The organism is Amycolatopsis circi (genome assembly GCF_003385235.1).
Classification (GTDB): domain Bacteria; phylum Actinomycetota; class Actinomycetes; order Mycobacteriales; family Pseudonocardiaceae; genus Amycolatopsis; species Amycolatopsis circi.
The window spans coordinates 1-12,229 of record NZ_PQIA01000113.1 but is presented as its reverse complement, the minus strand read 5'-3'; the positions used below and the strand labels follow the sequence as shown (position 1 = coordinate 12,229).

Annotated in this window: 11 protein-coding genes; 8 read left to right on the top strand and 3 right to left on the bottom strand. The window is 69.7% G+C overall.

The features are described 5' to 3' along the window. Positions 1–11 precede the first annotated feature (11 nt). Together D0D37_RS34785 and D0D37_RS34780 are read right to left on the bottom strand one after the other, a co-directional pair. Entirely contained in the window at positions 12–764 is a 753-nt protein-coding gene (locus D0D37_RS34785) for a putative protein N(5)-glutamine methyltransferase (protein ID WP_116204831.1), read from the bottom strand. 62 nt (positions 765–826) lie between these two features. Then, on the bottom strand, positions 827–1,321 hold the full coding sequence (locus D0D37_RS34780) for a universal stress protein (RefSeq protein WP_116204830.1): 495 nt from the start codon (positions 1,319–1,321) through the stop codon (positions 827–829). A 201-nt stretch (positions 1,322–1,522) separates the two neighbouring features. Here D0D37_RS34780 and D0D37_RS34775 point away from each other — a divergent pair, with 201 nt between their 5' ends. Further along, a complete protein-coding gene (locus D0D37_RS34775; protein WP_116204829.1) occupies positions 1,523–3,595 on the top strand; it encodes an AMP-binding protein in 2,073 nt (690 codons plus the stop codon). A 37-nt stretch (positions 3,596–3,632) separates the two neighbouring features. Here the strand turns inward: D0D37_RS34775 and D0D37_RS34770 are convergent, their stop codons facing one another. After that, complete coding sequence (locus tag D0D37_RS34770; RefSeq protein WP_244223787.1) at positions 3,633–4,517, bottom strand: LysR family transcriptional regulator ArgP; 885 nt, start codon at positions 4,515–4,517, stop codon at positions 3,633–3,635. 70 nt (positions 4,518–4,587) lie between these two features. Between D0D37_RS34770 and D0D37_RS34765 the strand changes: the two genes are divergently transcribed. From D0D37_RS34765 to D0D37_RS34735, 7 genes are all read left to right on the top strand, one after another. Then, the gene (locus tag D0D37_RS34765; RefSeq protein ID WP_162834613.1) at positions 4,588–5,193 is read left to right on the top strand and encodes a LysE family transporter; all 606 of its coding nucleotides are present in this window, start codon (positions 4,588–4,590) and stop codon (positions 5,191–5,193) included. A gap of 70 nt (positions 5,194–5,263) precedes the next feature. Further along, entirely contained in the window at positions 5,264–5,716 is a 453-nt protein-coding gene (locus D0D37_RS34760) for a MarR family winged helix-turn-helix transcriptional regulator (protein ID WP_116204827.1), read from the top strand. Next, positions 5,713–6,510 carry an ABC transporter ATP-binding protein gene (locus D0D37_RS34755; RefSeq protein WP_116204826.1) on the top strand — a complete coding sequence of 266 codons (798 nt, stop codon included), beginning with the start codon at positions 5,713–5,715 and terminating at the stop codon, positions 6,508–6,510. Before D0D37_RS34760 ends, D0D37_RS34755 begins: the two co-directional genes overlap by 4 nt. Then, positions 6,470–7,291 carry an ABC transporter permease gene (locus D0D37_RS34750; protein ID WP_116204825.1) on the top strand — a complete coding sequence of 274 codons (822 nt, stop codon included), beginning with the start codon at positions 6,470–6,472 and terminating at the stop codon, positions 7,289–7,291. The genes D0D37_RS34755 and D0D37_RS34750 overlap by 41 nt, the downstream gene beginning before the upstream one ends. A gap of 45 nt (positions 7,292–7,336) precedes the next feature. Beyond that, positions 7,337–9,466 (top strand): transglycosylase domain-containing protein, encoded by a 2,130-nt coding sequence (locus D0D37_RS34745; protein ID WP_208720279.1) that lies wholly within the window; start codon positions 7,337–7,339, stop codon positions 9,464–9,466. 106 nt (positions 9,467–9,572) lie between these two features. Then, positions 9,573–9,992, top strand: a complete 420-nt coding sequence (locus D0D37_RS34740) for a contact-dependent growth inhibition system immunity protein (RefSeq protein WP_116204823.1) — start codon at positions 9,573–9,575, stop codon at positions 9,990–9,992. Positions 9,993–10,336: 344 nt separating this feature from the next. Continuing rightward, entirely contained in the window at positions 10,337–11,950 is a 1,614-nt protein-coding gene (locus tag D0D37_RS34735; RefSeq protein WP_116204846.1) for an AMP-binding protein, read from the top strand. The last annotated feature ends 279 nt before the right edge of the window (positions 11,951–12,229 follow it).

The window sequence follows — 12,229 nt, the reverse complement described above, 5'->3', positions numbered from 1 at the left end:
CGGTTCGCCGCTCAGTGTTTGCGCAGTCCCACCACGACGGTCGCGCCGAGTTCGTCGTCCTCTTCGACGAACGCGGCCAGCCCGGCTTTGCGCAGTTCGGCGGTCGCGGCGTCCGATTGACGTTCGCTGGCCTCGAAAAGCACGTGCCCGCCAGGCGCGAGCCACGCCGGCGCCTCCGCGACGACGCGACGGAGCACGTCGAGGCCGTCGGCTCCCCCGTCGAGCGCGACGCGGGGTTCGTGGTCGCGCGCTTCGGGCGGCATGAGCGCGACCTCGTCGGTCGGGACGTACGGGACGTTCGCGATCAGCACGTCCACCCGGCCGCGCAACCGCGGCGGAAGCGGGGCGTAGAGATCGCCCTTGTAGACCTCACCAGGCACGTTCTGCCGAGCGCAGTCGACCGCCGCAGGCTCGACATCCGCCGCGTGCAACTCAATCCCGGGCACCTCGGCCGCGACCGTTGCGCCCAGTGCACCGGAACCGCAGCAGAGATCGAGCACCACTGACTGCTCATGCGCGAACCCGACGGCCAGCCGGACGAGCAACTCGGTGCGATGCCGAGGCACGAAGACGCCCGGCGCGACGACGAACCGGCGGCCGGCGAACTCCGCCCAGCCGAGGATGTACTCCAGCGGTTCCCCGGCGACCCTCCGCTCGACCATCCCGGCCAGATCGCCCGGTTGGCCCAGCAGAAGCCGCGCCTCTTCCTCGGCGAAGACACACCCCGCACCCCGCAGGCGCACGATGACCTCGACGAAATCCACTACGCCTCCGCCCTGTCGTGAGTGGCAATCCCGGTTCTAACCGGCATAAACACGCACGAGCCCTACGGCACCACGACGACGGGCCAGGTCGCGGCGCGCACCAGCCGGTTGCCGACCGAGCCGACGAGCCGGTGCCCGCCCTGTTCGGAGGCGCCGACCACGACCATGTCCGCGTTCACCTCCTGCGCGGCCTGGCGCAGTTCGGGGAAGGTCTCGCCGCGGCGGACCACGAACGTGACCGGTACCTGCAGGTCGGCCGCCCGGTCCCGCAGTTCCGCGCGCAGCTGCTCGATCTCCTCTTCGAAGGTCTGCTGCTGCACGTCGACGACCGCCGCCGCGGCGAGCCCGGTCCACACCGTCGGCGCGGCCACGTACACCACGACCAGCCGCGCGCGCTGCCTCCGGGCGAGGCCGCCGCCGTACGACGTCGCCCGCAGCCCGGTCGGCGACGTGTCCGCTCCGACCAGGATCACGCGCGGTCCGTCGGTGCCCCGTTCGTACGGGCCCGGGTCCCAGCTCGGTCCGTATTCCTCGACCAGTTGCTCCACCCGGCCCATTATGTCCGGGGTGCCGGAACCCGCCGGGACGCGCCCGTGGTCGGCGGGGAAAACGCCGCAAGAAAATTCCCACCTGGTTGGATTTCCGGTCTTTCGGAGTACCCCAGGCCTCTCGTGCCTGGTAGCGTCCCCGCAACCTGAACACACGCGTCCGGGAAGGACCGGGGAGCCCACACGCGTGCGGCGGCGAGGCGGATCGCGATGCGAGACGAGGTAGTCGAGGCGAGTGCTGTGGTCGGGCACTCGCCCGAACAGGTGTGGCAGATCGTCGGCACTCCCGAGCTGTACCCGAGGTTCGTCCCGGCGATCAGCTGGTGCGAGGTCACCGTGCCCGCCGAACGCGGCCGCGGCCCGCACTGCCTGATCCGGCTGGCCCCGGATCGGGAGACCATGGTCGAGGGCACCATCCACGCGGCGGTGTACCGGCCGGGCGAGCACGTCGTCTGGTGCGGGCTCCCGGACGAGCGGACCTGGGTGTCGATCGAACTGCGGCCGGTCCCGCGCGGCGGCACCGAGATCGTGCTGCGGATGATGCTGCCGTCGCTGCCGCCGGAACATTCCGGCCTGCTCGCCCGCGGCACGGCGAAAGGCCTGCTCAAGCAGTTGTCGAAGCGGATCGGGCAGCAGCTGTCCGGTCTGCCCGGCGATCCGCCCGAACACGAGCCCGCCACCGCACTGCGCACGGCGAACACGCTGGTCCGCGCGGGCGTGCTGGCCGCCGGACGGCCGGACAAAGTGGTCAAGCAGCTCAGTTCGCTCGCGCGCTGGGGCGCGACGCTGGCCGGCGGGTACCTCGCCGCGACCGCCCGCGGCGCCGACGACGTCGCGGTGCACGACGAGCGCAACTCCCGCACCTTCGGCGAGATCGACGAACGCAGCAACCAGCTCGCCAACGCGCTGGCCGCGCTCGACGTGGAGGCCGGTTCGCGGGTCGCGCTGATGTGCCGCAACCACGCGGCGATGGTCGAGGCGTTCGTCGGATGCAGCAAGCTCGGCGCGGACGTCGTCCTGCTCAACACCGGCCTCTCCCCCGCCGCCGTCGAAGAAGTGCTTACGCAGCACCCGCCCGCCGCGGTCCTCGCCGACGACGAGTTCGCGCCGATCATCGCCTCAGTGCCCGGCGAATTCCCGCGTGTGAGCACCTGGGACGACGCCGAACAGGGCTACCGCACGCTGGACGAGCTGCTCCAGGACGCCCCGACGACGCGCCCGAAGCCGAGCGAACGCGAGGGCCGGATCGTCGTGCTGACCTCAGGCACCACCGGAGCCCCGAAAGGCGCGCGCCGTCCGACGCCGAAGGGCGTGAGCACGTCGGCGACCGTTTTGTCGCGAATCCCGTTGCGGGCCAGGGACAAGATCGCCGTGGCCGCCCCGCTGTTCCACAGCTGGGGGCTGGCCGCGATGCAACTCGGCATGGCGCTGCGGGCGGAGCTGTCGCTGATCCGCCGGTTCGACGCGGAACACACGCTGCGCACGATCGCCGAACACCGCTGCGACGCGCTGTTCGCGGTGCCGATCATGCTGCAGCGGATCCTCGACCTGCCCGAACGCGTGCGCAACCGGTACGACCTGTCGTCGCTGCGGATCGTCGCGAGCAGCGGGTCGGCGATGCCGGGCGCGTTCGTGACGTCGTTCATGGACACCTTCGGCGACGTCCTCTACAACTTCTACGGCTCCACCGAGGTGTCCTGGGCGAGCATCGCCGACCCGGCGGACCTGCGCGCCGCGCCGACGTCCGCCGGCCGCTGCCCGCCCGGCACCCAGGTCGCGGTCCTGGACGAGGACCGCCGCCCGGTCCCGCCCGGCGACGAGGGCCAGATCTTCGTCGGCAACGACATGCTGTTCGACGGCTACACCAACGGCTCCAACGTCCCGCGCGCCCACGACCTGATGGCCACCGGCGACGTCGGCTACCAGGACGCGTCCGGACGGCTCTTCGTCACCGGCCGGGCGGACGAGATGATCGTGTCCGGCGGCGAGAACGTGTTCCCGCGTCCGGTCGAGGAGGCTTTGGCCGCGCTGCCCGGTGTTTCCGACGCGGCTGTGGTCGGTGTTCCGGACGACGAGTTCGGCCAGCGCCTTGCCGCGTATGTCGTGCTCCGCCACGGCGCGCGCATGCATGCCGAGGACGTCCGGCACTACATCCACCAGAAACTCGCCCGGTTCGCGGTGCCGCGCGACGTCTACTTCGTGCCGGAGCTTCCGCGGAATGCCACCGGGAAGATCGTGAAGCGGCTTCTCAACGACGATCTTTGGCCGATCGCGCAAGGCTGACTCGAGGGCGTAACAGCCTGACCGCACCTCCCGGCTGTTACGGCCCCAACGCGCGCCCAGCCGCCCTTCCCACGGCCTCCGCCACCGCGGCCAGCGACGGCGAGTCGAGCTTCCACTGCTGCCAGTACAACGCCACGTCGATCGCCCGCTCCGGAGCGAGATCGACCAGCTCTCGCCCAGTCAACTGCAGGTCCGGCACCATCCCCCATCCCAGCCCGGCCGCCACCGCGTCCACAAAGGACACCGACGCCGGGACGTAGTGCCGGACCCGGCTCGGCAGCTTACGCCGGGTCAGCCGACGCAGAAAACGGTCCTGCAGATCGTCTTTTCGATCGAACAGCACCGCGGGCGCGGCAGGCAGCCGCTCCGCCAGCGCACCGCCGTCCAGCCAGCGACGCATGAACTCCGCGGAAGCCACCGCGCGGTATCGCATCGTCCCGAGGCGGCTGACCGTGCAGCCTTGCACCGGCTGCGGCGTCGCCGTGATCGCGGCCATCACCAGCCCCTCGCGCAGCAGGGCGGCGGTGTGGTCCTGGTCGTCGCTGCGCAGGTCGAACGAGACCGGTGGCTCGGCAGGGACCTCTTCGAGCGCGGACAGGAACCAGGTGGCCAGCGAGTCCGCGTTGACCGCGATCGGCAGCGTCGTCGGCTGGCCGGGCCCGCCGAGGCCCAGCTCCGCTCGCGTGTCCGCTTCGAGCCTGGTGAGCTGTCGCGCGAACCGCACCAGCACCTCGCCGGATTCGGTGAGCCGCACGGGTTTCGACCGCAGCACGAGCACCCGGCCGATCCGCTGTTCCAGCGCCTTCACCCGCTGGCTCACCGCGGGCGGCGTCACGTGCAGCACCGCCGCGGCGCGGTCGAACGACTGCTCGTCCACTACCGCGAGCAAGGTGCGGACCTGGTCGAGCGGAAGATCGGACATCACGATCACTTATCTTAGTTCAGAATCTTTACCTGGAATAATGGCCGCTCCGGCTCTTAACGTCGGCGGGGTGATCGCTGCACTCACCGCCGGATTCGGCACCGGCCTGTCCCTTATCGTCGCCATCGGCGCACAGAACGCTTTCGTGCTCCGCCAAGGGCTGCGCGGCGGCCTCGTCGTGCCGGTGATTCTCGTCTGCACGCTGTCCGACGCGATCCTCATCACCGCCGGGGTGAGCGGGATCGGGGCGGTGCTGCGGCGGTGGCCGTCGGGGATCAAGGCGATCGCGATCGTCGGCGGGCTCTTCCTTGTGGGCTATGGGATCCTCGCCGCACGCCGCGCCTTCCGGCCGGGCACGCTGGCCGTCTCCCCTGCAGACCTGACATCGCCGAAGCGCACGCTCCTTACCTGTCTCGCGCTCACCTGGCTCAACCCGCACGTCTACCTCGACACCGTTCTCCTCGTCGGCTCCGTCGCGGCCGGACACGGCGACAGCCGCTGGCTGTTCGGCGTCGGCGCGGTGGTCGCGAGCGCGGTCTGGTTCAGCGCCCTCGGGCTCGGCGCGCGCCGGCTCTCCGACGTCTTCGCCCGGCCGGCGGCCTGGCGGATCCTGGACGGCGTGATCGCGGCGACGATGCTCGCGCTGGGCGTCGGACTGCTCCTGCACCGGGGATGAACCAGCAGGCTTCCGGCGAACAAGACATTTAGCGTTGCTAATAACTCTGGGTCAGAGCTAACTTGGCGTTATGCCCGCGCCCCGGATCGACCTCGCCGAACGCGTTCTCACCGCCGTGCTGGGCGTACGCCGGGTCGTGCGCCGTCGCGTGCGCGCAGAACTGCCCGGACCGCATCTGCCGGGCTCGCAGGTGGAACTGCTGCGCGTGGTGCACCGGAATCCGGGCATCGGCGTCGCGGCGGCGGCCCGGGAGCTGAGCCTGGCCGGGAATTCGGTGAGCACGCTCGTGAACGTGCTCACCGAGACAGGTCTGCTGCGGCGCGAAGTCGACCCGGCCGACCGCCGGGCCGCGCGGTTGCAGCTCACCGACGCCGCCCGGGACCGGATGGCGGTCTGGCGGCGCACTCGCATCGGGCTGGTTTCCGCCGCGCTGACTCAACTGTCCGAAGAGGACACCTCGGCGATCGTCGCCGCATTGCCCGCCCTCGAACGGCTCACCGAAGTGCTCAAGGAGGACACATGAGCGAACCGGCAGTCCGCTGCACCGGCTTGCGGCACGCCTTCGGCGCCACTGTCGCGGTCGACGGCGTAGATCTCGCCATCAAGGCCGGTGAAGTCTTCGGCCTCCTCGGCCCGAACGGCGCCGGGAAAACCACCACGATCCGGATGATCACGACGCTTCTGCCCGTCGCGGCGGAACGCATCACCGTCTTCGGGCTCGACGTCGCCCGCCGCCGGATGGCCGTCCGCCGACTCATCGGCTATGTCCCGCAACAGCTTTCCGCCGACGGCGCGCTCACCGGCCGCGAGAACGTATCGCTGTTCGCCCGGCTTTTCGACGTGCCGAGGGCCCAGCGCGGCGCGCAAGTGCGAGAGGCGCTCGAACTGGTCGGACTGGAGAACGACGCGGACCGTCCGGCCGGGCGCTACTCCGGCGGCATGATCCGCCGCCTGGAACTGGCGCAGGCGCTGGTCAGCTCGCCGCGGCTGCTGATCCTCGACGAGCCGACCATCGGGCTCGACCCGGTGGCGCGCTCGGCGGTCTGGGAGCGGATCTCCGAGATCCGCGCCAAAACCGGGATGACCGTGCTCGTCACGACCCACTACATGGACGAGGCCGAGCAGTACTGCGACCGCGTCGCGCTGATGCACGCGGGCAAGATCCGCGCGCTCGGCACGCCGGGCGACCTCGAAGCCGGGCTCGGCCCGGAGTCCACTTTGGACGACGTCTTCCGGACCGTCACCGGGAACGCGCTCGACGCAGGAGGGATCCGCGATGTCCGTGCCGCTCGCCGCACCGCCCGCCGTCTCGGCTGACCCCGGCCCGCTGGGACAGCTGCGCGTGCTGTTCTCCCGGATCGGCGCGATGTGCCTGGTGGAACTGCAGAAACTCCGCCGCGACCAGACCGAACTGCTCACCCGGGCGATCCAGCCCGCGCTGTGGCTGCTCATCTTCGGCGAAACGTTCACCCGGCTGCGCGCGATCCCGACCGGATCGGTGCCCTACCTCGACTATCTCGCGCCCGGCATCCTCGCCCAGTCCGCGCTGTTCATCTCCATCTTCTACGGCATCCAGATCATCTGGGAGCGCGACGCGGGCGTCCTCGCGAAGCTGCTCGTCACGCCGACCCCGCGCGCCGCGCTGGTGGCGGGCAAGGCATTCGCCGCCGGAGTGCGCGCGCTCGTGCAGGCGTTCATCGTGGTGATTCTCGCCGCACTGCTCGGCGTCGGGCTGACCGCGAACCCGTTGCGGCTGCTGGGCACCGCGGTGGTCGTTGTGCTCGGTTCGGCCTTTTTCTGCTGTCTTTCCATCGTTATCGCCGGTTTGGTGCTTTCGCGCGAACGGCTGATGGGCATCGGCCAGGCGATCACGATGCCGCTGTTTTTCGGGTCCAACGCGCTCTATCCGGTGAATCTGATGCCGTCCTGGCTCAAGGTGCTGAGCCATGCGAATCCGCTGAGTTACCAAGTCGACGCCTTGCGCGGATTATTGATCGGCACCCCTGCGAACCTCGGGGCGGACTTCGGCGTCTTAGTGGGTGCGACCGCAGCGGCGATCGCGGTCGCTTCGGCTCTGCTCGGAAGGTTGGCTCGATGAAACACCCTCGTCCGCACACCGGTTTCTCACGAGGACAGGCATAACGTGGGAACCGTGTCTCGTCGCAGGGGGATAGCCCCGTTTCTCGGATTGTGCGTGCTGGCCGGAATCCTCGTCGCGGGCACGCTGGCCCCGGTCGCGATCGGCGCCGGCGTACTGTCCAACCAGATGAGCGATTCCGTCGACTCCATCTCCGCCGACCTGGTGCACGCGGAACCGCCGCTCGTCACCACGGTGACCGACCGCGACGGCGGGACGATCGCGACTTTGTACGCGCAGTACCGCATTCCGGTCACCGCGGCGCAGATCTCCCCGGCGATGAAAGCCGCGATCGTCGACATCGAAGACCGCCGGTTCTACAGCGAGGGCGGCGTCGATCCGCAGGGCATGCTGCGCGCCGCGGTGCACAACAGTTCGGGCGGGAATCTGCAGGGCGCGTCCACGCTCACGCAGCAATACGTGAAGAACTACCTCGTGAACGTCGTGGACCGCAACAACAAGGCGGCGCAGCAACGGGACCAGGAGGATTCGCTGGCGCGCAAGCTGCGCGAGGCGAAGATGGCCGTGCAGCTGAGCCAGACGGTGTCCAAGGACGACATCCTGGCCGACTACCTGAACGTGGTCGAATACACCGGCACGGTCTACGGCGTCGGAGCCGCCGCGCAGGCGTATTTCGGGACGACAGCGGACAAACTGACCGTGCCGCAGGCCGCGCTGCTGGCCGGAATGGTGAACAACCCCAACGTCTACAACCCGTACACGCATCCGGACAAGGCGCTCCAACGACGCAATCTGGTGATCGACTCGATGGTCTCCGCCCGCTCGATCCCGGCTTCGTACGGGGCGACCGCGAAGGCGACCCCGCTGGGCCTCAGCGGTTCGCGGCCGCAGGCACCGTCGAGTTCCTGCCTCGGCGCGGCCCCGGACGCCGGGTTCTTCTGCGCGTACGCGGTGCGCTACCTCATGCAGTCCGGGCTCACCGCAGACCAGATCGACACCGGCGGATACACCGTGAAGACCACCATGGACCCGCACGTGAGCCAGGTGACGAAGGACGCGGTGAACGCGAACGTGCCGACCGCGCAGGACGGCGTCGCCAACACGTTCGCGATCGTGCAGCCCGGCAGCGACGGGCACCAGGTGCTCGCGATGGTCGCGAACCGCAACTACGGCACCGATCCCGACCAGGGCGAGACGTCGACGAACATCGTGGCCGACGCGAGCAACAAGTTCGGCGCGGGCTCGTCGTTCAAGATCTTCACCTCGGCCGCGGCCATGGTCACCGGGAAGGCGGGCCTGAACACGCCGCTGCCGAACCCGTTCAGCGACTGTTTCAACCCGCCGAACATGAACAGGTACACGCACTGCTATCCGGTGAGCAACGACGGCACGAGCTATCCGAACCCGATCTCGCTGTCCACCGGCCTGGCGACGTCGCCGAACGTCGCGTTCGTCGGCCTGGAGGCGCAAGTGGGCATGCCCGCGGTACTGGACATGGCGCGGAAACTGGGCCTGCGCAACACCATGGCGACCAATGACGCGGGCAGCAAGCCGATCACCGACCCGTCGGACGCGCGGTCGAAAAACCCGCAATACAACGAACCGCAGTCGCAATACTTCCAGAACCTGCTGTCGTTCACCCTCGGCAACAGCCCGGTGAGCCCGCTGGAGATGGCGAACGTCTCGGCCACCCTGATGAGCGGCGGCATGTGGTGCCCGCCCAACCCGATCCTGTCCGTCACCGACCGCCACGGCCAGCCGGTTTCCGTGCATCAGCAAGGCTGCGAGCAGGTCATCCCGCCCGGCGTCGCGAACACGCTGGAGGCGGGCCTGAGCCAGGACACCACCGTCGGAACGTCCGCCCGCGCGGCACAGTCGGCCGGCTGGACCCACCCGGACATCGGCAAGACCGGAACCACGCAGGAAAGCGAATCCGTCGCGTTCGTCGGCGGAGTCGACCACTACGCGGTGTCCTCCATGGTCTTCGCCGACGGCCCGCACCCGCAGGAAATCTGCCCCGGCAACCCAGTCCACCTGGGCAACTGCGGCCACGGCGCGTTCGGCGGCACGGTCGCCGCGCCGCCGTACTTCGCCGCGATGAACCAGCTCCTGGCCGGACAACCGGACGTCCCGATCCCGCCCCCGGACCCGGCCTACCTGGACGCCCACGCCTGAGCAGCCACGTTCCGTGAGGGGAACCCTGAGGGAATCTGATTCCCTCGGGGTTCCCCTCACGGACTTCGCCGATGCGAAAATCCTCGGCGGAACGAGGTGATCGCCCATGTCCCGACGACCCGACCGGTCCGCCCTATCGCTGGAGCAGATCGAAGGCTCCGTCTGGGGAGACCCGCCCGCCGACGCGACCCGGCTGATCGAGACCGTGCTTCGCTTGCGGCGCAAGCCCGTCGCTCTGCTGACAGCCGAGGACATCCGTCTCTTGCTCGGCCAGGACGTCGGCTCGCCGATCCTCGTGCCGCGAGCGCTGGCCATGCTGGAGCAGGACCCGCTCTGCGAAGGCGATCTCTATCCCGGAGACCTCCTCGTGTCGGCGATGCGCGTCCCGCCGTCCTATTGGCACGCCCGCCCGGACGACCTCGAGCGACTCGAACGTGTCATCGCCGCGATCGACACCACCGCCGAGGACTTCCAGGACCTCCTCCGCAAGCCCATCGCCAAATTCCGCGAGCAACTCCGCTCCTGATCGACTGAGTCCAGACCGGCGCACTCCAACACGGAGCTGCGCTCCGCATCGAAGCCTCAACGCACCGCCATCTTTCGCGAGCGGCCTGCCCTGGGGTGTCCACGCCGCCCGAAGCCCACACCAGCTGCACCCCAAAGGGCCGCACCGTGGGCTTCGCTCGCCGACGCATCACCCGCCTTCCGCGAACAGCTCCCTCTCCAAAGCGCCCCCATCCCCGCCAGCCCGTCCCGACTGCGCTCCGTGCCCCCGCGAGCGCCGTCCGATGTTGCGTCTTCCTGACGGTCGTAAAACGTATTACAGTAGCTGGACGCGTGAATGGCCGTCGTCCGAAATGGGGGCACGTGGTGCAGCTCCAGCCGAGTGCGCATGTCGACACGTTCTGCCGGGACCACCTCCCGCCGTTCGAGCAGTGGCCGCGGTTGCGGTTCGACCTGCCCGAACTGCAGTACCCCGACCGGCTCAACGCGGCTACTCGCCTGCTCGACGACACGATCGCGCGCTGGGGAGCCGACCGTCCTGCGCTCCTGTCCCCCACCGAATCCTGGTCCTACGGCGACCTGCTGACCCGCGCGAACCAGATCGCCCACGAACTCACCGCACAGGGCGTCGTGCCGGGAAACCGCGTGCTGCTGCGCGGACCGAACACGCCCTGGCTCGCCGCGTGCTGGCTCGGCGTGCTGAAAGCGGGCGCGGTCGCCGTCGCCACCATGCCGATGCTGCGCGCGCACGAGCTGTCGAAAATCATCGAAGCCAGCGCGCCCGTCATCGCCCTGTGCGACCACCGGTACCCCGAGGAACTGCGGCCGTTCGACCTCCCGCTGGTCACGTACGGCGGCGACAGCCCGGACGATCTCGCCGCCCGCTGCGCCACCCGTCCCGAAACCTTCGAGGACGTCGACACCGCCGCGGACGACGTCGCCCTCCTCGCCTTCACCTCCGGCACCACCGGCCGTCCCAAGGCGACCATGCATTTCCACCGCGACCTGCTCGCCATCGCCGACACGTTCTCCCGGCACCTGGTCAAACCCCAGGAAACCGACCTGTTCTGCGGCACTCCCCCGCTGGCGTTCACCTTCGGTCTAGGCGGCCTGCTGGTGTTCCCGCTGCACGCCGGCGCCGCGACGCTGCTCATCGAGCGCGCCACCCCGGCCGAGCTGGCCGACCTCGTCGCCGAGCACCACGTGACAGTCCTGTTCACCGCGCCCACCGCGTACCGGGCGATCCTGTCGTCCGACCGCCGTCCGCTGCTGTCCGGCTTGCGACGCGCGGTGTCGGCAGGCGAGGCGCTGCCCGAATCCGTCGCGACCGACTTCCACGAGGCGACCGGCCACTGGCTCATCGACGGCATCGGCAGCACCGAAATGCTGCACGTCTTCATCTCCGCCGCCGACGAGGACGCCCGCCCAGGCGCCACCGGCCGCGCCGTCCCGGGCTACCGCGCGCAAATCGTCGACGACAACGGCCGCCCCGTCCCCGACGGCACCCCCGGCCGCCTGGCCGTCCAAGGCCCGACCGGCTGCCGCTACCTGGCCGACGACCGGCAAACCGTCTTCGTCGAGGACGGGTGGAACCTGACCGGCGACACCTACGTCCGCGACTCCGACGGCTACTTCCACTACCGCGCCCGCAGCGACGACATGATCGTTTCCTCCGGCTACAACATCGCCGGTCCCGAGGTGGAAGAGGTGCTGCTGCGCCACCCGGACGTGCTGGAGTGCGCGGTAGTCGCCGCCCCGGACGACGCCCGCGGCTCGATCGTCGCGGCTTACGTCGTGCTCAACGAGGGCGTCCTCGGCGACGACGCGAAGGTGCAAGAGCTGCAGGACTTCGCCAAATCCCTTGCCGCACCGTACAAATACCCGCGGCGAGTCGAGTTCATCCCGGACCTGCCGCGAAACCCGAGCGGAAAAGTGCAGCGGTACCTGCTCCGCCGCCGCGCTGCCGAACCGGTGAGCTGACCTTCGGGCTGCCGCCCCATCGCGACCACCCTGCCGCGCGCACTGATCCGCTCACTGAAACCGGACTCTCGCTCGCTGCAACCGCGCCGCCGAACCGGTGAGCTGACCTCCGAGCCGCCGCCCCGCCGTGACCACCCTGCCGCGCGCACTGATCCGCTCGCTGAAACTGGATTCTCGCTCGCTGCAACCGAACCGGGGCGGACTGATCGTCAGCTGCCACCGCAACGCGAGCACTGTGCCGCCACCCCGGCCAGCCCGCCGAATCCAGGCCTCCCGCCC

Bases quoted from the DNA above. Each gene is read 5' to 3' on its own strand.
- D0D37_RS34775 (WP_116204829.1), top strand. From the start codon at position 1,523: ATGCGAGACGAGGTAGTCGAGGCGAGTGCTGTGGTCGGGCACTCGCCC.
- D0D37_RS34770 (WP_244223787.1), bottom strand. From the start codon at position 4,517: ATGTCCGATCTTCCGCTCGACCAGGTCCGCACCTTGCTCGCGGTAGTG.
- D0D37_RS34755 (WP_116204826.1), top strand. From the start codon at position 5,713: ATGAGCGAACCGGCAGTCCGCTGCACCGGCTTGCGGCACGCCTTCGGC.
- D0D37_RS34740 (WP_116204823.1), top strand. From the start codon at position 9,573: ATGTCCCGACGACCCGACCGGTCCGCCCTATCGCTGGAGCAGATCGAA.
- D0D37_RS34750 (WP_116204825.1), top strand. From the start codon at position 6,470: ATGTCCGTGCCGCTCGCCGCACCGCCCGCCGTCTCGGCTGACCCCGGC.
- D0D37_RS34760 (WP_116204827.1), top strand. From the start codon at position 5,264: ATGCCCGCGCCCCGGATCGACCTCGCCGAACGCGTTCTCACCGCCGTG.
- D0D37_RS34780 (WP_116204830.1), bottom strand. From the start codon at position 1,321: ATGGGCCGGGTGGAGCAACTGGTCGAGGAATACGGACCGAGCTGGGAC.